We start from the raw sequence: 18,806 nt of genomic DNA on the forward strand, positions 1-18,806 counted from the left end.
GTCGGAATTCAAGAGTGGAACGAACGCTGTTCGCGCGACCACGCCGAGCTGTTTGGCCGCATTCGCGCGCAGATGCCGCGGCTGGTTGAATGGGTGAATGCCCGCTTTGAAGCCACCTTGTTTGAGGATATGTTCTCACCCTTGTGCATCATCGCTGCCAACAATGGCGACATGGACGCGATTCACGCAGAGCTGGAGCGCTACTGTGCCGCCGAGCCGCTGCTGACCGTGGTGCGGAACGATGTTTATGCGCGGTTCAGTCACGCAGCATACAACAAGGGCACGGCGTTGGCCGAAATCACACGTCGCCTGGGCCTGCAACCGGCGCAGGTTTTTGCGGCGGGTGATCATTTTAACGACCTGCCGATGTTGTCCCGGGCTCACGCGGGCGCCATCGCCGCGCCCGCCAATGCGGTCCCGGCGGTGAAGGCGAAAGTGCTGGAACAGGGCGGCTATGTCAGCGCGATGGCCCAGGGTGACGGTGTCTGGGACGCGCTGAACCATTTTCTGAAACGGAACGACCGGGCTGCGGTGTAATGCGGCGCTGAGTTGGAATCAGAACGACTAATCAGCTCATTTTGGGTGCCGCTAGAGGAACGATGTTGTGTGTGTAACAGGTTGATTCAAAGTTAAATATGTTGAAAGATTAGACTTTTATACAGTCAGGCTAAGTGCTACTGTGGAATCATCGAACGTGTCCTCACGTCCCGAAACAACAACTGCGACACATTCGGTCAAAGCATTGAGTAGAAAGTTTTCATGAGCGCAACGACGACGACGGCATCATCCCAAGGTGGCACCCCCAAGGTGTCAAAAATCTCTGAGGCGGTCATTCGGATCGCCGGCAACTCCCAAGACGGCATTCAAGCGATTGGCGGATTTCTCGCGCGGCTGGCCGGCCGCAGCGAACAGGAAGTCATGACCTTCATGACGATTCCGGCCACCATTTCCGGCGGCCCGTCCATTTTCCAGGTGCGCATCGGTTCGGGTGAAGTGTTGAGCGCGGGCGATGAGGCGGACGTTTTGCTGGCGTTTTATCAACATTCTTACGAAGGTCACCTTGCCTCGCTGCGCAAGGGCGGCATCGTCCTGTTCGACGCCGACCACGTCGTGCCCAAGCCGGAGTGGGAAAAGGATTACCGCCATGTGCCGGTCAAGATTTCCAGCCTCACGATTGAAGCCATCGGCGGCACAGCCAAGGACAAGGGCAAAAACATCTTTGCCCTGGGCCTGATTGCCCGAATGTTTGACTTGAACACGGCCAAACTCGAAAAGCTCATTGGCGAACGGTTTGGGGGGAAGGATGAAAGCGTGCTCAAGAACGCGCTGGCCGCCTTCCATGCGGGTTACGGTTACTCCATGGGCAATCTGACCGACCTCTTTCAGTTCAGCGAAGCCCAGCAGAAGGGCCAGCCGCAGGTGGTGATGAACGGGAATGAAGCGCTGGCTTTCGGGTTGATTGCCGCCGGGGTGCGCTTTGGGGCGGGCTATCCCATCACGCCGTGGTCCGACATCATGGAGATTTTGCGGCGCGAGCTGCCCAAATACGGCGGCATGTTCATTCAGTGTGAGGATGAGATTGCCTCGGCGGCGATGGCGCTGGGCGCCAGCTATGCCGGGCGCGTAGCCGTGACGGGATCGAGCGGTCCCGGCATTGCCCTCAAGATGGAGTGCATCGGCTGGGGCATCATGTCCGAAACCCCTCTGGTCGTGGTGGACATCCAGCGCGGCGGGCCCTCCACGGGCATGCCGACCAACGTGGAACAATCCGACCTGAACATTGCCACCTACGGCAGCCACGGCGATGCGCCGCGGGTCGTGCTCGCGCCCGCCAACGTCGAGGACTGCTTCTACACGGCGATTGAGGCGGTCAACATTGCCAACAAATACCATGTGCCCGTGTTCATCCTGAGCGATCAGGCCATCGCCACGCGCATCGAAGCGTTTCCCGAGCCGGATTTGAAAAAGGTGTGTCAGGACATCGCGCCGGATTTGAGCCCCGTCCCGGATTACAAGCCTTACGACTTGACGGCCGTGGACGGGACGTCACGCCGCGTGGTGCCCGGCACGCGCATTTTGAGTGGCAAATACCCGGTGGCGACCGGCTTGGAACACGATGAATATGGTCATCCCTCGGGCAGCCCGAAAATGCACCTGCAAATGACGGCGCGCCGCCGCAAGAAACTTCAATCGCTGGCGTCCACGTTCGCGGCACCGAAGGTTTACGGTCCGCCGGAAGGCAACGTGCTGCTGGTTGGCTGGGGGTCCACGCAAGGACCGCTGCGCGAAGCCGTGGACCGTTCCCGCGCGGCCGGCGACAGTGTTTCGTCGTTGAACATCCGTCACATCAGCCCGCTGCCGAACGGACTCGAGGACATTTTCTCAGGGTTCAACCACGTGATCGTCGTGGAAATGAACGATGAAGGCCTTTACGGCTACGGCCAGTTGGCGGCCATCCTGCGCGCCCGCTTCTGCGATCCCAAGATCCGGGCCGTCAACAAGACGGATGGCTTGACCTACAAGGTCAAGGAAATCATCGAGCGCGTCAAAACCGTCATCGCCGCTCCGGCCAAAGCCTGAACCGTCCAGCCTGATCAATTTTACTATGAGCACACAGACTCTCGCGAATCCCGCCCCGCAAACCGTCGCCACACCGCCGTCAGCCGAACGGAAGGGGCTCACCAAGAAAGAACTCGCGGCGGACCATCCGACATGGTGTCCGGGCTGCGGCGACTTCTCCGTGCTGGCGCTTTACTTCAAGTTGCTGGAAAAACGGAAACTGCAGCAGGACGAATTCGTCAGCATCTCGGGCATCGGCTGCTCCAGCCGCTTCCCGTATTTTGTGCAATCGCACGGCGTGCACTTTATTCACGGCCGCGCGCTGCCCTTCGCCACCGGCATTTCCCTGTCCCGGCCTGATCTCCACGTGTTCGCCTTCAGCGGCGATGGCGACGCATTCTCGATCGGCGGCAACCACTTCACGCACACGGCGCGCAAGAACGTCAAGATGAGCCTGGTCGTGATGGACAACCAGGTTTACGGCCTGACGAAAAAGCAGACCTCACCCACGTCGCCGCTGGGATTCAAGAGCAAGACGGACGGCTGGGGCGCGATTGATCACCCGATCAACCCGCTCAAGCAGGCCATTGCCATGGGGGCCACCTTCGTGGCCCGCACCACCAGCACCAACCCGAACCACGTGCTGGCCATGATGGAAGCGGCCATGGACCACGACGGGTTCAGCTTTATCCAGTGCCTCAGCGAATGCGTCGAGTTCTACGAAGGCGCGTTCGACGCCGCCAATCCCCGCAAGGGCGGCGTGTTCAATGAGATTCCCAAGAACCACGACGTGACGGACGAAATCGCCGCCTACAAGCTCGCCAGCACGCCGTTCCCGGGCTACTTCGGGGTGTTCTACAAGGTGAACCGCCCGACCAAGAACGCCAAGGAATCCGAGATCATCACCAACGCCCGCGCCAAAATCCAGGGCCAGGCCGACTGGCAGCTGCTGCAAAAATCCTTCGAACGGATGAAGTGATTTCCACCGTCCCGGCCTTTGCGTTGCGAGCCCGCTGAGTCATCACGGGCTCGCAATCTTTTTCTGGCGCGAACCCGCCAAATGGTAAATTTTCAGCCGCCATGCCGATTTACGAATTTGCCTGTCCCAAGTGCCGGCGGATTTTCAGCTTCCTGTCGAAGCGCGTAAATCCCGACCGCCTGCCCGTGTGCCCGAAGTGCGGCAACAAAAAATTGTCCAAACAAGTCAGCCGCTTTGCGATGACGAAGGGCTTGAAAGAGCCGGCCGCTGCGGGCGATGCCGCGGGCGCGGGGGAAGCGTCGATGCCGGACTTTGACGACCCGCGCGTGGAGCGGGCCATGCTGGAGATGGAGCGCGACATGGCGCATCTCGACGAGAACAATCCCCGGCACATGGCGCACATGATGCGCAAAATGAAGGACCTCATGCCGCCCGGCAGCATGCCGAAGGAAATGGACATCGCCATCAAGCGGCTCGAAGCCGGCGAAGATCCGGAAAAAATCGAGGCGGACATGGGCGACGTGCTGGGAGATTTCATGGGCGGCCCAGAAGGTGGCGGCGGTGGTTATACGCGGGACGAAGGGTTGTATGACTATTGAATCGTGAAATGCTCCGGTTTGCGACACGCTGACCACGTTGCCTTGGAGTGCCGCCACCGGCATCGCTCCGGGCGTTGATGCCATGGCTCACATCCACGAAAAAATTGATTTCACAGTCGCCATCTTTGTCGTCCATGACGGCAAGGTGCTGCTCATTCACCACCGCAAGCTCGACAAATGGCTGCCGCTCGGCGGTCACATCGAACTGGACGAGGACCCTGAGCAGGCCGCGCTGCGGGAGGCGAAGGAAGAGAGCGGACTCGACGTGGAATTGCTGGGCGAGCGCGCGCCGACCACCGGGCCGGGCACGCGGGCACTCATCACCCCGCGCTTTCTCGACATTCACCGCATCACCGACACACACGAGCACATCGGCATGATTTACTGGGCGCGCCCCAAAAGCGGCAGCGTTCAGCTTGCACGCGAGGAGCATCACGACATCCGCTGGTGCACGGCGGCGGAACTCGACGCCTTGCAGCCACCCATGAGCCGGGCGGTGAGATGGTATTGTCATCGGGCTATTGAGGAAGTCGCGGGCCAGCAGCCGTCGTCGCCGGCTTGATCTGTTTCGGCGCCACCCACCTACAGCATGAACACCCGGCAACTGAAGCGGGGTTATTATCTACTCGAAGCCCTCAATAGCTTTGCGTCGGCGTTTTTCCTGAGCTACCTCGTTTTCCTGACGCAAAAGAATTTTGGGTTCGGCAACCGCGGCAACATGCTGGTAATGGCGTTGCACGGATTCTTTTACCTGCTCGCGTCCTGGCAGGGCGGAAAATTCATCCAGCGGGTGGGCTGCTTCACGGCGCTCAAGCGGGGTTACGCGGGGATGGCATTGGGTTTGATGCTCGGCCTGATGATTCCCGGCGTGGCAGGCGCGTTGATTTCCCTGGCGGCGTGGACGGTGCCGCTCTGTTTGATTTGGCCTTCGCTCGAGGCCTTGGTGACGGAGGGCGAGGAATTTGCCGGCACGGCGCGCGCGGTCGGCATCTACAACGTCGTGTGGGCGGCCGCGAATGCCGTCGCGTTCTGCGTGGGCGGATGGCTGTGGGAAACATTGGGCGCACGCGGGCTTTTTGGGCTGCCGTTGGTGCTGATGCTGGTCCAGTTGGGCCTCACCGCATGGCTGGAGCGGCAGGCGGGCAAAGTTCCGATGGCGCCCCGCGTCGCCGCGCCGGAAACTCATCACCCGGAACGCGCGGCCTTTGAACAAAAGCTGCCGCCCCGCCGCTTTCTGCAAATGGCGTGGCTCGCCAATCCGTTCGCGTATGTTGCCATCAACACGGTCGGCGCGGTCATCCCGCAATTGGCGGCCCGCTTTCAATTGTCGCCCGCGGAAGCCGGATTGTTTTGTTCGTTGTGGTTTTATGCCCGCCTGGCCGCCTTTGTCGTGCTTTGGCAGTGGACCGGCTGGCACTATCGATTCCGCTGGCTGGTGGCGGCGTTCGTGGCGTTGACGGGCAGCTTTGCCGCAATGTTGCTGGCGGATTCGTTCTGGGTGGTGGTGGGAGCGCAAGTAACACTCGGACTGGCGGTGGGATTGCTGTATTACTCGTCGCTTTTTTACTCCATGGATGCGGGCGAGACCAAAGGGGAGCACGGCGGACTGCACGAGGCGGCGATTGGCGCCGGCATTTGTGGCGGGCCGCTGTTGGGCGCCACCGCTCTGACGCTGGCGCCCACGTTGCCGCACGCAGGCGTCCACGCGGTCACGGCGTTGTTGGGCGTTGGCCTGCTGGCCTTGCTCTGGTTGCGGTTCCGGCCGCGCGGCGGCGATTTTTCTTAATCTCCGCTCCAGAAGCGACTAGGTTGGCCGAGCGATTGTTTATGAAACCTGTTTCGATGCCCGCCGCGCTTTTCGCCGGCAACCGCCAGCGCCTCGTCCACAAGCTGCCCGTGCGTTCGGTCGCCGTTCTCAATGCAAACGATGTCATGCCCACAAATGCCGATGGCACCATGGGGCACCTGCAGAACGCGGATTTGTTTTACCTCACGGGCATCCACCAGGAGGAAACCATCCTGCTCCTCGCACCACAGGCATTCGATCCCAATCACCGGGAGGTTCTCTTTTTGCGTGAACCCAGCGAGCACCTGGCAACGTGGGAAGGCCACAAGCTCACCAAGGCCCAGGCCACGGCGATTTCCGGCATCAAAACCATCAAGTGGTTAAGCGAATTTCCCGCGGTGTTCCGCACCGTGGTATGTGAGTCGGAAAACGTCTTCCTGAATTCCAACGAACATCAGCGCGCGGCCAGCGAAGTGGAAACCCGCGATGCGCGCTTCATCCGCGAATGCCGGCAAAAATTCCCGCTGCATCACTACCACCGGCTGGCGCCGCTGATGCACGAATTGCGCGTCGTTAAATCCACGCACGAAATTGCCGCCATCCGCGCCGCGTGCGACCTGACGGGCAAAGGGTTTCGCCGCGCGTGCCGGTTTGTGCAGCCCGGGGTGAATGAGGCCGAGGTGGAGGCCGAATTTGCCCACGAATTCATCCGGGCCAAGGGGACGTTTGCGTATCCGCCCATCATCGCGGGCGGAGCGAACAACAACATTCTCCATTACGTGCAAAACGACCGGGTGTGTCGCCGCGGCGAGTTGTTGCTGTTGGACGTGGCTGCGGGGCTGGGCAATTACATGAGCGACCTGACCCGCACGATTCCGGTGAGCGGACGTTTCACACGGCGGCAGCGGCAGGTTTATGATGCCGTGCTGCGGGTGTTCCGCGCCGTGGTCAAGCGCATGGTTCCCGGCAAGACCACCAAGGATCTGCGCGCGGAGTGCGAGGAACTGTTGACCGAGGAATGCCTGCGGCTCGGCCTGCTCCAGCCCTCGCAAGTGAAGCGGCAGACGCCCGATAACCCCGCGGTGCGGCCGTTTTTCATGCATGGCGTGGCGCACCCCATCGGGCTGGATGTGCATGACGTGACCTACAACCACTTTCAGATCGCGCCGGGCTGGGTGCTGACGTGCGAGCCCGCCATTTACATCAAGGAAGAAGGTTTTGGTGTCCGTCTGGAAAACACCATTCTGGTCACGGAGAACGGCCAGGTTGATCTGATGGCGGACATTCCCATGGAAGCCGAGGATGTTGAGGCTTTGATGGCGCGCCGCCGCCCGCGGTGAATCCGTTTTCCTGCCCATGAACCGTCTGGTCTTCTTGCTCGGTTTGATGGTGGGCGGCGCGGTGTGGTGTTGCGCCCCCGTGGCAACGGCGCAGGGCAATCATGTTCCCATGGCCACGGACCGGACGGTGGACGAGCCGGAACTGCTCAAAGCAGCGGCGGCATTGCGTGACGCCAAGGCGCTGCTGACCATTGAGCGGGTGCAGTCCCAGCTGGGCCGCCAGACCTGCGTGCTCAAGCTTCCCAAACCGGAAACGAAGGCGCTCACCGGTCGCCAGATCTGGGAGCGCGCCCGCCGTGCTTACGTGCGGGTGGGCTGGTTTTACCTCTGCCGCAAATGCAACGACTGGCACCTGGACCTGGCCGGCGGATTTTATCTCACGACCGATGGCGTCGTGGCCACGGCGCATCACGTCGCGCAGCCGACGAAGGACATGCGCGAAGGTTATCTCGTGGTGGTGGAGGGCGGGCGGATTCTGCCCGTAACCGAGGTGCTGGCCGGCAACGACTCGGGTGACACGTGCCTTTTGCGCACCCGCGGCGCCATGCAGGTGCGGCCACTGCCGTTGAACACCAACGTTTACCCGGGCGACGCGGCCTGGTGCTACAGCGATCCGCTGGACCACGCCTCCTATTTCAGCGCGGGCGTGGTGAACCGCTTTCTGGTCACAACCAACCACGGTCAGCGGCTGACGCGCATCGACGTGTCCACCGACTGGGCGCCGGGTTCAAGCGGCTCCGCAGTGCTTGATGAATGCGGCAACGCCATCGGACTTGTTTCGGAAATCGAGGTGGAAACCGGTCCGCTGGAAACGGACGACCGGCGGCGGCGCCGGGGTCGGCGCGAAGAACCTCTGATAACGCTGCATCACGCCGCGCGCGCCGCCGAGATTCTGGCCCTGATCAAACCCGGCGCGGAGTAAAGCCGGTCAACTTCACAGCGGCACCACGGTCAACCAGCCGGCCGCCCCAAATTCCCGCTGGAACGGCTCCACCGCGGCTTCGGCCCTGATGCGGTCCGCAAAAATGGCGAAGGTGGTTGAGCCGCTGCCGGACATCAAGGCGACGGCGGCGCCCTGTTCGCGGAAAAATTCCTGATAGAGGGCAAGCACGGGGAACTTCTCCAGCGCCGGTGCTTCCAGCGAGTTGTAGAACTCGCGTCCCGCCGTGGTGAGATCCTGGCCGCGCAGGGCGGCGATGAGTTTTTCCGCCCGGCCCGGCTGGCCATTGAGCGCGGCGGGAAACCGGGCAAGTTCGCGGTAGGCCCACGCCGTGGCGATGCCAAAGCCGGGATGCACGAGGAGAATGGCGGTTTGTTGCAGGCAGGGAAACGGCTCCAAGGAAGTCACGTTCTCACCGCGTCCGGTGGCCAGCGCCGGTTTGGTTTGGAGAAAGAACGGCACATCGGAACCGAGGGTGGCCGCCAGCGCCTGAAGCTGCGCGGCATCGAGCGGCTGGTCGAAAAGTTCGTTCAACCCCAGCAGCGTGGTTGCCGCGTTGCCACTGCCGCCGCCCAGGCCCGCCGCCATCGGGATGTGCTTCTCGAGATGTAGTTTGACGCCATCGGCAATGCCGGCTGCTTGCCGGAAGGCGGTGGCGGCGCGAAAGACCAGATTCCGCGCATCCACTGGCAGTTCGGGATGGTTGCAGGTCAATTGCACCCCCGTGGCGGCGCGCGTAAAGCTGAGGTGATCGCAAATGTTGACCGGATGCATGACCGTTTCCAGTTCATGAAAGCCGTCCGTCCGTTTGCCTAGAATGTTCAGCAGCAGGTTGACCTTGCAGGGGGAGGCTTTTTCCAGCGTCATCGGCGGCAGTCTAGTAGGACGGGCAAAAAGAAAAAGCGCCAACCACGGTTGGCGCTGGCGAAAAGTTGTGGCCCAGCTTACGGGGTCTTGAAAACGGAGAAACGGCTGCCCGGCACAGCCGGTGCAACGTCGCCGCCGCTGAAACCAAGATTGGTGTCCGTCGCGTAAATCGGATCATCCGGCAATCCGGGCGTGTAGCTGTCCGGATACACCGGCGCAGGGTTGATGTAGCTGGTCAGGACCGGGTCGTAGGACGGAATGGGGAAGGTCACGATTTCGTAAACGCCCACGCCGATGCGGGTGAGGGATCGGTTCAGGCCGGCCATCATGGCGCCACTGTGCGTGGCACTGGGGCCATCCCACACGCCCGCCTGCTCCACGGAGCGGCGCAAATCACCCCAACGCACCACTTCACCGACGTTGGTCAATCCGCGGCCGAACTTCTTTTCGGGGCCCGCGCAGCCGGAAACCAGCAGGCCCGCGACGGCCACGACGCCGAGCATGGAGAGGGACTTGATCATATTCATTTGAGGTTGCTTCAGGTTAGTCCGGGAGTCGGGCTTGTAAAGCGTGATTTAGGCGACGTCGATTTCGCCGGCCGCCTCCCGCCGCTGCCGTTCTTTGCGCTCCCACCACCAAGTCACCCAGATGCTGATTTCATACAGCACCTGCAGCGGCAGGAACATGATCAATTGCGTGAGCACTTCCGGTGTGGTCAGCACCGCGCCCAAAAAAAGGTTGATGACGATCATGTAGCGCCGTCCCTTGGACAACATCGCGTAGTTGAGGACGCCAATTTTCACCAACGTCAGGATGACCACCGGCATTTCAAAGCCCAGCCCCATGCCCAGCATGAATTTGCAGACAAAACTGATGTAATCCTCTGCGCGCCACTGAAAGGCGGCGAAGCCCAGCCATTCCGAATAACGTTGGGACGCTGCGAGGGCAAAATGCAGCAGAAAGAAGTAACAAAACGCCACGCCGCACAGAAACAACCCGCCTCCGTAAAACATTCCCCGGTAAACATACTTCCGCTCCGTGATTTTCAGGGCGGGGAACACAAAGGACATTACAAAGTAGATGATGAATGGCGCTGACAGCACGAGCCCAGTGTAAACCGCAACCTGAAACGCCACGATAAAACCGCCGGCCGGACTAAGGTTGACCAGTTCGATGTTCACCTTGCGGGCGGTTCCGGCGAGTTTGGGGTCGGGATCGACCTGCCAGGTCAGCACCTGGTTGGTGCCAATGACGGCGGGCTGGATGCGGACGGCGACAAAACGGTTGCTGCCCAGTTGAAGCGACGGCTGCGACGCGGGGGTGAGGGGAAATGTTCCCAGCTTGTTCGTCTCCCAGAAAACGGTGACGATTTGATTCGTGCCCGGGTAGTGAATCTCGGCCTGTTCCAGCGGCCGTTTTAGGAGCCAGACAACGGTGTTGCCGCCGAGCAGGCAAACCAGCATTGCCACGGCCACGGCCGCGGCGCTTTTGATGAGCACCCAGCGAAGATCTTCGAGGTGCTCAAGGAAGGATTTTACCGGCCCGCCTTCATTTTCCTCACCGTCCAGGCGCTCCAGATCGGGGTCGTCGGCCATGAGTCGAACGGCTCAGGGTCAGGACTGCTGGCTGGGATTCTGGGGGGCGGCTGACTGAACCGAAGCCTCTTTCGGGACGGAAGCCTGCTGCGCCTGGGTGCCCGCTGGAGCAATCCGCTTGGACGGCGGGGGCGGCGCGTCTTCCACGGCGCTGGTGATTTCATCCTGCACTTCGCGCGTCGCCTTCTTAAATTCTTTGATTCCCTGCCCCAACCCGCGGGCCAGTTCGGGAACCTTCTTGGCGCCGAAAAGGATCAGCACTACCGCGAGGATCAGGATGATCTCCCAGCCGCCAAGCATGCCTGCAAACATTATGTTCATAGTCGAGCAGACGAAAGTTAAGCCTCATTGGTAACCGAGTAAAGTGCCAAACGAACTGAACCCGACTCACCCCAGCGCCCCGCCAAAGCGGCTGGCGTGTGCCATTTGCCGCCATTCACCGTCGTAGAACAACTGCTGAAATTCCTCCGTTTCGGCCAGATGCTGCTCCGCCCCGGGTTTGTCGCGCCGCAACAGGTATTTCAGCTCCTTCAGGTTGTGACTCCAACGGAATCCGTTGAAAAACTCGGCCCCGGCGAACTGTGTTTTGTAAAGGGCGTTCTCCGAATAGCAGGAGCCGAGATACAGGTGCCGCGTGCCGCGCCGGGCAAATTCCCCGACCGCGGAGGTCATCATGTAAAGGCCGAGATTGCGTTGGAAATAGTTCAGGTCATAAAAGGCGTAGTAGTAGAAGGCGAGGTCGTCGCCTTCCAGATAAAGCGTGGCGGTGCCGACCTCAGCGCCGGTCTGCGCGTCAGTGAAAATCAGCAGGTGCGACACAATGGGACTGGCAAACAGCGAATCCAGCCGCGCAAAACTCATCTTGTCCTTGCCGAACTTGATGTCGGCATAACCCTTGTAAAAGGCGCGTCGCTCCCGGGTGAACTCAAACTTTTCCCGCGGCACCAATTGGAACGTGATGCCTTCCCCCTTGCGGAGCACGCGGCGATTTTCCGAGGACGGCTTGAATTTGCGGAGGTCCACACGAATGTGGCGGCACAGGTAAAACCGGTCCAGGTTGCGGGACGAGGGCAGAAAGCCCGCGTCAAACATCTGGCTGGGCGTTTCGCCTTTTTCGGGCAGCCCCCAGATGGCATACGGAAAAATATAGTGCTCGTAGTCGCTGACGTGCTCGGAGAACAGGAGTTTCATGGCAGGGGAGAATGTTGCGCCGCCGCGGCCGTGCGGCTCTTCAGGAGGAAGCTTCGCCGTTCACGCATTTCCGGCCCAGGCGCAGCCGCCAGCCGGTCAGCACGTCATACGTGACGGAGTTTTTGAGCTGGGCAATGTCGCGGGCGGTGATGCATTCCGCGCCTTGCTCGCCCATGATGACGGCCTCATCCCACATGCCCGCTTCGGGAATGTCCGTCACATCCACCATCAATGCGTCCATGGCGATGCCGCCCACGAGCGGCGCGCGGCGACCGTGAATCAGCGCGCCGCCCTGGTTGCGCACGCGCGGAAAACCATCGCCATAACCAATCGGCAGCACGGCAATCCGGCGGTCCGACGTCGCGGTGTAACGCATCCCGTAGCCGACGTGCTCGCCGGCTTTGACCCGCTGAATGGCGGCGATCCGCGCCTTGATGGACATCACGGGCTGGATTCCGGAAATCCGCCGGCACACGGTCGAGGGCAAAATGCCATACATGAGAATGCCCACCCGGACCATGTCGCGGTGGGCGGCGGGGAGATCGAGAAACCCGCCGCTGTTGCAGAGATGCTGCATCGGCACGGGCAACTGACGCGCCCGGGCCGCGCCCATGACTTCATCGAAGCGGGCCATCTGCAGGTGGGCAAACGTCTTGTCCGTTTCATCCGACTGCGAGAAATGAGTCATGGTCCCTTCCAATTGCAGGGAAGGTTCGGCCGTGATGGTCTCCAACAAATGCACCGCTTCGTCCCAGCGCACCCCGTAGCGGCTCATGCCGGAATTGATTTTGACGTGCACGGGGACGCGTTTCTCAAAACCGGCGGCCGTCCGCGCCAGTTTTTGCGCGGTGTGCGCATTGTTCAAACACACCGTGAGGTCGTAGGCCACGCACCACGGCAGCTCCGATTCCTGCCGTTCGCCCAGGATCAAAATGCGCGCCTTGATGCCTGCGTCGCGCAGGGCCATGGCTTCTTCCAGCGTGCTGACACCGAGAAATGTGGCGCCTTCTTCCAGCGCGATCCGGGCCACGTCGAGCGCGCCGTGCCCGTAGGCCTCGTCCTTGACGACGGCGAGCAGCTGCACACGTGGGGGCAGGTCCTGCCGGATGAGTTGCAGGTTGCGTCGCAGCCGGGCGAGGTCGATTTCAACCCAGGCGGGTCGTTGGGGGAAAACGCGGGAGTCGAGATGCATGGCGGCGATGGCGTTGAAGAACTGGTTCAGTTGGCGGTTCCGGGCGGCCACAATGTCTGGCCGATGTCCGTGCGATAATAGCTCCCGAGCACGCGAATCCGCCGGAGGTTGGCCCGGGATTTTTCCGCTGCGGCCGGCACGCTGGCGCCAAAAGCGATGACGTCCGCATAACGGTGCCCCGCCGTGACCAACTGGCCGTCGCGGCCGCGTTCGACTTCGTTCCACCACACGTCGCAATCGAACCGGCCGGTCACCTCGATGGGAAAATGCGGGCCGCGCACCTGCAAATGCGGGTAGCCGTAGCCGGCCAGCGTGGTGGAACAGCCGAACGCCGCGTCCGCCCGGAAGCGCGGCGCCAACGGCAGGTTGCGCGCCGCCGCCCAGAGCGTTTCCAGCGGGTTTTCCAGCAGGCGCAAAATCATCGAGCCCGAAGTGATGCCGAGCCGGACATTGTATTCGATGACGTGCCATTTGCGCCCCACCATGCAGGCCGTGACCTGCACCGGTCCGTGATAGTTCACGCGTTTGAACCACCGCCGCAACGGGTGCAGCAAGGCGCGCGCGAGGCCGTATTTGTCCTCCGGATCCCGTTCCACAATGCCGCCCAGTGGCGCGCCGCAAACGATGCCGAGGTCGCCGACATGAGCGCGTTTGTATTCCTGATTGGTCACGAGCGGATAAATTTCGCCGGCGCTGACGAGCGCAATGTGGCCGGCCTCGGCGCGGCCCAGATATTCCTGCAAAAAGACACCCTCGGCATAATCCACGTGATCCAGCCACGCGCGCGTGTCGGCCACTGTCTCGCAAACGATCGTGTGCACCGGACTGCCGGGGGAGCACAGTGGATTCTTAATGACGTAGGGCCGCGGATTTTTCTTCAACCATTCCAGGGCCGCGAGGCGATTGGGCGCCACGTGCGCGGCGGGAAAGGGAATTTTGCAATCGCGGCACAGCCGGCGGGCGTAATCTCGTTCGCGCTCGAGCAACAGGGCTTCACCGGTGGGACACAGGATGGGCACCTTGCTCGCGAGCAGTTCGGCGGCCCACGGTTGCTGCGCCCAGTCAATGGACTGTGGAAAAATCAGGTCCACCTTGCGCTGCTTGAGGAGCGGCACCGGATTGGGGTGGTCCGCGCAATCGAACGTTGGCCCGACGAGCGACGGCGGAAAATGGCCGTTGCGGCGGGTCAGGTAGGTGGCTGTGGTGGCGCCCGCGTCGCGCAAAATTTGCGTCGAACTTTGGGCGAACGAACCGATGCCAAAGGCCATGACGGACAGACCGCGTGGATGGTTTTTTGCTTTGCCGCGCATAGAAAATGCGGGCTGAAAACGGACGGTTGGCGCGTGGTTCAACCCGCCCGCGCAGCAAGCGGCAAAACGCCGGGCGGCGCAAGTGATTTGTGGCCGTTGCGAATTTTCCATTGCAGGAGGGCTATCACGGACATAGTTTCCATTACAGGAAGCCGTCAAAACAACTTACCCCATACCACTATGTATTTTGGCGTCGATTATCATCCGGAGCAGTGGGTGTATCCCTACGGTGGCACCAAGGAGAATCCCGAATCGGAATGGGAAAATGATGTGGAGATGATGGCGGCCGCCGGCGTCAACGCGGTGCGTCTCGGCGAATTTGTCTGGGGTTTGTGCGAACGCGAACCGGGCAAGTATGATTTCGCGTGGCTGCGGCGCGTGATGGATTTGCTGGGCAAATCCGGCATCAAAATCATTCTCGCCACGCCGACGGCGGCCCCGCCGATCTGGATGGCGCGCAAACATCCGGAAATCCTGCCGATCGATGAAAACGGCCTCGTCAAACACGAAGGCACCCGGCGGGCCGTCTGCCTGAACAGCGAGGTGTTTTGGAACTACTCCCGCGCGATTGTCGAGAACATGGCCAAGGCGCTGGGCGATCACCCCGACCTCATCGCGTGGCAAATTGACAACGGCATCGGCGGCAATTTCACCGAGGCCTCCTTCAACGAGGACACCCGGCGCGACTGGCATCTGTGGCTCGAAGCCAAGTATGAGACGGTCGAAAAACTCAACGAACAATTGGGCTTGCGCCATTGGGGGCAGGTGGTTTCCGACATCAAGCAGGTGCCCATGCCCATGAAGGCGCCGGCCGTGCACAACCCGGCGCTCGTGCTGGATTGGAACCGGTTTTGCAGCGATACGATCGTGCAGTTCATCAAGATGCAGGCAGACATCCTGCGGCCGCTGACGCCGAACTGCCCCATCACCACCAACCTGCGCGCCTTGCGTCATAAATTCGACCACTTCGACATGGCCGAGGTGCTCGACTTCGTCTCCATCGAAGGCACGGCCGCGGTCCGCGCGAATTCCGCGGAACTGGCCTGCGAGATGGACATGCTCCGGTCACTGAAAAAGGACGGAGTCCGGTCGCCCGACGGCGGCTGTGGTTTCTGGGTGATGGAACACAAGGCGGGCAACGTTTCCTGGCAGGACGTGAATTCCCTGGTGCGTCCCGGCGTGTTGCGGCTCTTCACCTACCAGCTCATTTCCCGGGGTGCGGATTCCATCCTGTTTTTCCGGTGGCGCCAGCCGCGGTTTGGCGCGGAGAAGTTCCATGGCGCCGTGGTGCCGCATGCGGCGCGCAAGAACGGCCGGGTTTACCGCGAGGTTAGTCAGATTGGCGAGGAACTGAAACTACTGGCGCCGGCGTTGCACGGGTCGAAGGTCAAACCGGAAGTCTGCATCCTTTACACGCACGACAACGACTGGACCCTGCAACTGCCGCAACAGCCGAACAAGTATTTCAACCTGCGCGAGCATATTCAGCTGTTTTACAGCGCATTTCACGACAAGAACATCGGCGTCGATTTTGCCCGGCCCACGGAAGATTTGTCGCGTTACCGGCTGGTGATCGCACCGTCGCTGCAATTGCTCCGCGGCGCCGAGGCGGACATGATGAAGCTCTACGTCCAGAACGGCGGCACGCTGGTGGGGACGTTCAGCACCGGACTGGTGGACGAGCACCACATCGCGTCCGACAACGGCTATCCCCACGACCTGATGGACGTGTTTGGCCTGGAAGTCACCGAGTTCGACATGCTCCCACCGGGCGAGGAAAATCATCTGACGTTCAAGGGGGCCTTTCCGACCAGTCACCTGCATCCGGCCAAGCTGTGGTGCGATTTGATCGAGCCCAAGGAGTGCCAGGTGCTGGCGTCGTATTCGCGCGATTTCTACGCCGGCAAACCGGCCATGACGATGAACACCTTCGGCCTGGGCAAGGCGATTTACATCGGCACCCTGAGCCACCAGCACTTTTACTCGGATCTGGTCACCTGGCTGCGCCAGCTCTGCAATCTGCATCCGCTGCTCAAGGTTCCCGAAAGCGTGGAAGTCAGCATGCGCGAGAAGGAGGGCTCGCGGATTCATTTCCTGCTCAACCACAAACCCTCCTCAGTCCGGGTGCAATTCTACAAGCCCATGCACGATCTGCTCACGGGATCCAGCATCGTGGGCAATCACGACCTGCCGCCGCACGGCGTGCTGGTGCTGGACGAGCGGGTTGAACCAAAACCTGAAGCGGCGCCCGTCACGGCGCAGGCACCAGTCGCGGCTTGAGCTTTGCTCCGCGCCGTGGCAAGAGGATACTCGCCGGGGTTGCCCGGACCGCGATGATTCCGCTTCCTCCCAGACGCATACCGCCCTTGGGGCCGGGCAAACGCCCGGCGCGTCAACGGGTGCTGGCGCAATGGCGGGGAGTGGATCTCGTGCCGCTGGAGCGAGCGCAGGCGGATACCGCCAAATCTGCCGCCCAGGTGCTGCCCAAGGTGCTGCACGAACAATTGCGGCTGGGCCGTCGCCAGGCCGAGGCCGAAATCGTCAAAGTCTGGAATTCCCTGAAACTGCTGGACCCCGTTCTGATGGCGCACGGCCAGCCGACGGGCTTGAATCAAAACGGAACCCTGTTTGTGACCGTCAGCAACAGCGCGGCGCTCATGGAATTTAAATACCACCAGCGCAAGATCCTCGAACGCCTGCAACACAGCTTCGGCAAGGATCTGGTCGCGCGCATTTCGTTCCGGGTGGGCTGACCTGATTTGCCGGCGCCCCCCGCAAATCTAGTGGACGACGCGCCGCTTCTGGGCAAGCTTCCTCAGCACAACCAATGATGACTATGAAAGCCTGCTTTTGTTCCGTCGTGGCGGTTGCCTTGACCGCATTTTCCGTGCATGCCGATCCGGCTACCATCGCCAAGCAACGTGCCAAGGAAGTCGTTCGGGAAAACAACGTGCGCCAGGGGATTGGCGCGCCGGCGGCGGCCGCCGCGCGTCCCGCCGTGCCCCCGCCCCAACGGGCCGATCCGGTTGGTAAACTCAAGGCCGACTTGGCGGCCATTACCAGTAGCGCCAGTGTTTCCGCGGAACTTAAGGCGCAATTGCCACATGATTTGCTCGCCTGTGCCCGCGGCAGTCGCAAGCCGGCAACCGCCACCGTCGAGAAGTTTGCCAACAGCCTGAGCGCGGCCTTGACCGGCAAGGGGCTGACCGCGTCCGTGCAGTCCCGGCTCGCCAACGACATCAACCTGACCTTCAACAGTGCCAGCCTTTCCGTCCAGCGCACGGGCGAAGTAGGCGATGACGTGCAGGCGATTTTGCAGACGGCCGGCCTCAGCCGTGCGGCTGCCGTGGACGTGGTGGCGGATTTAAAGGCGATTGCTGCCGAGTTGCAGGGCGCCCGTTGAAGCCGGCCGGTGAAGCTTTCTGCGCGCATGCCTCAACCGCGGACAGTGCGATGCCCCACCTGCCGGAAGGTGGGCGATTGGTTTGGCGGCGAATACGGGCCGTTTTGTTCCCGGCGCTGCCGGCTGATTGATATGGGCAAATGGCTGGGCGAGGAGCACGCCATTTCGGAGCCGCTCAAGCCCGGGCATTTCGCCGGTTACGCTGATCTGCCGCCTGGCGTGGACCCCGACCGGCCGGAGGAGGGCTGCTGATTTTTGCCTTTGCCATTTTTTCCGTTAGGTTGCGGGGTGGTTGGGCGACCAACGGAATATGACCAACATGCAACGGACTGTGATCATCGCCTTGTCGTGCGGGCTCCTCTTGGGCAGCGTGGGCGGGGCATTCTCTTCATCCATGAATACCAACAAGACGGAACTGGCGACTTTTGGGGGCGGCTGTTTTTGGTGCCTTGAGGCCTGCTTTCAACTCGTCCCCGGCGTGAAGGCCGTCACGAGCGGTTACGCCGGCGGCACCAAGGACAATCCCACCTATCAGGAAGTCTGCACCGGCAACACCGGCCACGCCGAGGTGGTCCAGATCGAATACGATCCGGCCGTCATCAGCTACGAGCAGTTGCTGCAAAAATTCTGGGAGGTGCATGATCCCACCACGTTGAACCGGCAGGGCAACGACGTGGGCACGCAGTATCGCTCGATCATTCTCTGCCGGAACGAGGCGCAGAAGGAGGCCGCCGAGAAGTCCAAGGCCGAGGCGCAAAAGGAACTCAGCCGCCCCATTGTCACGCAGATTGCGCCGCTGAAAAAATTCTGGCCGGCGGAGGCGTATCATCAGAATTACTTCCGCAACCATCCGGAGCAGGGCTACTGTCAGCTGGTCATCCGGCCCAAGGTGGACAAGCTGGAGAAGAAGCTCAAGGCGGAGCAGAAGTGATCCGTGCTTTGCGAGCCTGATGTGAAGCGTCTCCGGCCTCGTTCACGCCGTTATAGCAGTTTCATAAATACTGTAGCCGTCCTGACGGCAGCAGCCCCTCGCCCCGTCCCTCGC

Annotated in this window: 19 protein-coding genes and 1 pseudogene; 13 read left to right on the plus strand and 7 right to left on the minus strand. The window is 61.4% G+C overall.

Annotated features, from left to right (window positions below; genetic code table 11):
- The 8 genes from VFV96_09405 to VFV96_09440 all read left to right on the plus strand — a co-directional run.
- On the plus strand, nucleotides 1-537 hold a 537-nt coding region (locus VFV96_09405; protein HEU5070613.1), incomplete at its 5' end, for an HAD hydrolase family protein.
- A 222-nt stretch (nucleotides 538-759) separates the two neighbouring features.
- Nucleotides 760-2,580: a 2-oxoacid:acceptor oxidoreductase subunit alpha gene (locus tag VFV96_09410; GenBank protein HEU5070614.1), complete on the plus strand. Its 1,821-nt coding sequence runs from the start codon at nucleotides 760-762 to the stop codon at nucleotides 2,578-2,580.
- 25 nt (nucleotides 2,581-2,605) lie between these two features.
- A complete protein-coding gene (locus tag VFV96_09415; GenBank protein HEU5070615.1) occupies nucleotides 2,606-3,538 on the plus strand; it encodes a thiamine pyrophosphate-dependent enzyme in 933 nt (310 codons plus the stop codon).
- 101 nt (nucleotides 3,539-3,639) lie between these two features.
- Nucleotides 3,640-4,137 carry a zinc ribbon domain-containing protein gene (locus VFV96_09420; GenBank protein ID HEU5070616.1) on the plus strand — a complete coding sequence of 166 codons (498 nt, stop codon included), beginning with the start codon at nucleotides 3,640-3,642 and terminating at the stop codon, nucleotides 4,135-4,137.
- A gap of 82 nt (nucleotides 4,138-4,219) precedes the next feature.
- A complete protein-coding gene (locus VFV96_09425) occupies nucleotides 4,220-4,699 on the plus strand; it encodes an NUDIX domain-containing protein (GenBank protein ID HEU5070617.1) in 480 nt (159 codons plus the stop codon).
- Between the two features lie 27 nt (nucleotides 4,700-4,726).
- On the plus strand, nucleotides 4,727-5,923 hold the full coding sequence (locus VFV96_09430; protein HEU5070618.1) for an MFS transporter: 1,197 nt from the start codon (nucleotides 4,727-4,729) through the stop codon (nucleotides 5,921-5,923).
- Between the two features lie 41 nt (nucleotides 5,924-5,964).
- The gene (locus tag VFV96_09435; GenBank protein ID HEU5070619.1) at nucleotides 5,965-7,263 is read left to right on the plus strand and encodes a Xaa-Pro aminopeptidase; all 1,299 of its coding nucleotides are present in this window, start codon (nucleotides 5,965-5,967) and stop codon (nucleotides 7,261-7,263) included.
- A 16-nt stretch (nucleotides 7,264-7,279) separates the two neighbouring features.
- Entirely contained in the window at nucleotides 7,280-8,185 is a 906-nt protein-coding gene (locus tag VFV96_09440; GenBank protein ID HEU5070620.1) for a serine protease, read from the plus strand.
- A 12-nt stretch (nucleotides 8,186-8,197) separates the two neighbouring features.
- Here the strand turns inward: VFV96_09440 and ispE are convergent, their stop codons facing one another.
- From ispE to VFV96_09475, 7 genes and pseudogenes are all read right to left on the minus strand, one after another.
- A complete protein-coding gene (ispE, locus tag VFV96_09445) occupies nucleotides 8,198-9,070 on the minus strand; it encodes a 4-(cytidine 5'-diphospho)-2-C-methyl-D-erythritol kinase (protein HEU5070621.1) in 873 nt (290 codons plus the stop codon).
- Between the two features lie 77 nt (nucleotides 9,071-9,147).
- On the minus strand, nucleotides 9,148-9,591 hold the full coding sequence (locus VFV96_09450) for an exosortase system-associated protein, TIGR04073 family (protein HEU5070622.1): 444 nt from the start codon (nucleotides 9,589-9,591) through the stop codon (nucleotides 9,148-9,150).
- Nucleotides 9,592-9,645: 54 nt separating this feature from the next.
- Nucleotides 9,646-10,665, minus strand: coding sequence for a twin-arginine translocase subunit TatC (locus VFV96_09455; GenBank protein ID HEU5070623.1), 1,020 nt, complete (start codon nucleotides 10,663-10,665; stop codon nucleotides 9,646-9,648).
- 138 nt (nucleotides 10,666-10,803) lie between these two features.
- Nucleotides 10,804-10,977 (minus strand): annotated as a pseudogene (locus tag VFV96_09460) (twin-arginine translocase TatA/TatE family subunit).
- Nucleotides 10,978-11,052: 75 nt separating this feature from the next.
- Complete coding sequence (locus VFV96_09465; protein HEU5070624.1) at nucleotides 11,053-11,856, minus strand: hypothetical protein; 804 nt, start codon at nucleotides 11,854-11,856, stop codon at nucleotides 11,053-11,055.
- A 40-nt stretch (nucleotides 11,857-11,896) separates the two neighbouring features.
- Entirely contained in the window at nucleotides 11,897-13,099 is a 1,203-nt protein-coding gene (gene alr, locus VFV96_09470) for an alanine racemase (protein ID HEU5070625.1), read from the minus strand.
- Entirely contained in the window at nucleotides 13,075-14,358 is a 1,284-nt protein-coding gene (locus VFV96_09475) for a phosphoribosylglycinamide synthetase C domain-containing protein (GenBank protein HEU5070626.1), read from the minus strand. The genes alr and VFV96_09475 overlap by 25 nt, the downstream gene beginning before the upstream one ends.
- Nucleotides 14,359-14,538: 180 nt before the next feature.
- Between VFV96_09475 and VFV96_09480 the strand changes: the two genes are divergently transcribed.
- The 5 genes from VFV96_09480 (at nucleotide 14,539) to msrA (ending at nucleotide 18,692) form a co-directional block, all read left to right on the plus strand.
- A complete protein-coding gene (locus tag VFV96_09480; protein ID HEU5070627.1) occupies nucleotides 14,539-16,638 on the plus strand; it encodes a beta-galactosidase in 2,100 nt (699 codons plus the stop codon).
- 53 nt (nucleotides 16,639-16,691) lie between these two features.
- Nucleotides 16,692-17,111, plus strand: a complete 420-nt coding sequence (locus tag VFV96_09485) for a DUF721 domain-containing protein (protein ID HEU5070628.1) — start codon at nucleotides 16,692-16,694, stop codon at nucleotides 17,109-17,111.
- 83 nt (nucleotides 17,112-17,194) lie between these two features.
- On the plus strand, nucleotides 17,195-17,761 hold the full coding sequence (locus VFV96_09490; GenBank protein HEU5070629.1) for a hypothetical protein: 567 nt from the start codon (nucleotides 17,195-17,197) through the stop codon (nucleotides 17,759-17,761).
- 27 nt (nucleotides 17,762-17,788) lie between these two features.
- Nucleotides 17,789-18,013 carry a DNA gyrase inhibitor YacG gene (gene yacG, locus VFV96_09495; protein ID HEU5070630.1) on the plus strand — a complete coding sequence of 75 codons (225 nt, stop codon included), beginning with the start codon at nucleotides 17,789-17,791 and terminating at the stop codon, nucleotides 18,011-18,013.
- A gap of 142 nt (nucleotides 18,014-18,155) precedes the next feature.
- Nucleotides 18,156-18,692 (plus strand): peptide-methionine (S)-S-oxide reductase MsrA, encoded by a 537-nt coding sequence (gene msrA, locus VFV96_09500; GenBank protein ID HEU5070631.1) that lies wholly within the window; start codon nucleotides 18,156-18,158, stop codon nucleotides 18,690-18,692.
- The last annotated feature ends 114 nt before the right edge of the window (nucleotides 18,693-18,806 follow it).

The sequence above is a fragment of the Verrucomicrobiia bacterium genome (assembly GCA_035765895.1).
GTDB lineage: Bacteria > Verrucomicrobiota > Verrucomicrobiia > Limisphaerales > DSYF01 > DSYF01.

Coding starts and splice junctions, on each gene's coding strand:
- VFV96_09410 (HEU5070614.1), top strand. CDS start 760: ATGAGCGCAACGACGACGACGGCATCATCCCAAGGTGGCACCCCCAAG.
- VFV96_09415 (HEU5070615.1), top strand. CDS start 2,606: ATGAGCACACAGACTCTCGCGAATCCCGCCCCGCAAACCGTCGCCACA.
- VFV96_09420 (HEU5070616.1), top strand. CDS start 3,640: ATGCCGATTTACGAATTTGCCTGTCCCAAGTGCCGGCGGATTTTCAGC.
- VFV96_09425 (HEU5070617.1), top strand. CDS start 4,220: ATGGCTCACATCCACGAAAAAATTGATTTCACAGTCGCCATCTTTGTC.
- VFV96_09430 (HEU5070618.1), top strand. CDS start 4,727: ATGAACACCCGGCAACTGAAGCGGGGTTATTATCTACTCGAAGCCCTC.
- VFV96_09435 (HEU5070619.1), top strand. CDS start 5,965: ATGAAACCTGTTTCGATGCCCGCCGCGCTTTTCGCCGGCAACCGCCAG.
- VFV96_09440 (HEU5070620.1), top strand. CDS start 7,280: ATGAACCGTCTGGTCTTCTTGCTCGGTTTGATGGTGGGCGGCGCGGTG.
- ispE (HEU5070621.1), bottom strand. CDS start 9,070: ATGACGCTGGAAAAAGCCTCCCCCTGCAAGGTCAACCTGCTGCTGAAC.
- VFV96_09450 (HEU5070622.1), bottom strand. CDS start 9,591: ATGATCAAGTCCCTCTCCATGCTCGGCGTCGTGGCCGTCGCGGGCCTG.
- VFV96_09455 (HEU5070623.1), bottom strand. CDS start 10,665: ATGGCCGACGACCCCGATCTGGAGCGCCTGGACGGTGAGGAAAATGAA.
- VFV96_09465 (HEU5070624.1), bottom strand. CDS start 11,856: ATGAAACTCCTGTTCTCCGAGCACGTCAGCGACTACGAGCACTATATT.
- VFV96_09475 (HEU5070626.1), bottom strand. CDS start 14,358: ATGCGCGGCAAAGCAAAAAACCATCCACGCGGTCTGTCCGTCATGGCC.
- VFV96_09480 (HEU5070627.1), top strand. CDS start 14,539: ATGTATTTTGGCGTCGATTATCATCCGGAGCAGTGGGTGTATCCCTAC.
- VFV96_09485 (HEU5070628.1), top strand. CDS start 16,692: ATGATTCCGCTTCCTCCCAGACGCATACCGCCCTTGGGGCCGGGCAAA.
- VFV96_09490 (HEU5070629.1), top strand. CDS start 17,195: ATGAAAGCCTGCTTTTGTTCCGTCGTGGCGGTTGCCTTGACCGCATTT.
- yacG (HEU5070630.1), top strand. CDS start 17,789: ATGCCTCAACCGCGGACAGTGCGATGCCCCACCTGCCGGAAGGTGGGC.
- msrA (HEU5070631.1), top strand. CDS start 18,156: ATGAATACCAACAAGACGGAACTGGCGACTTTTGGGGGCGGCTGTTTT.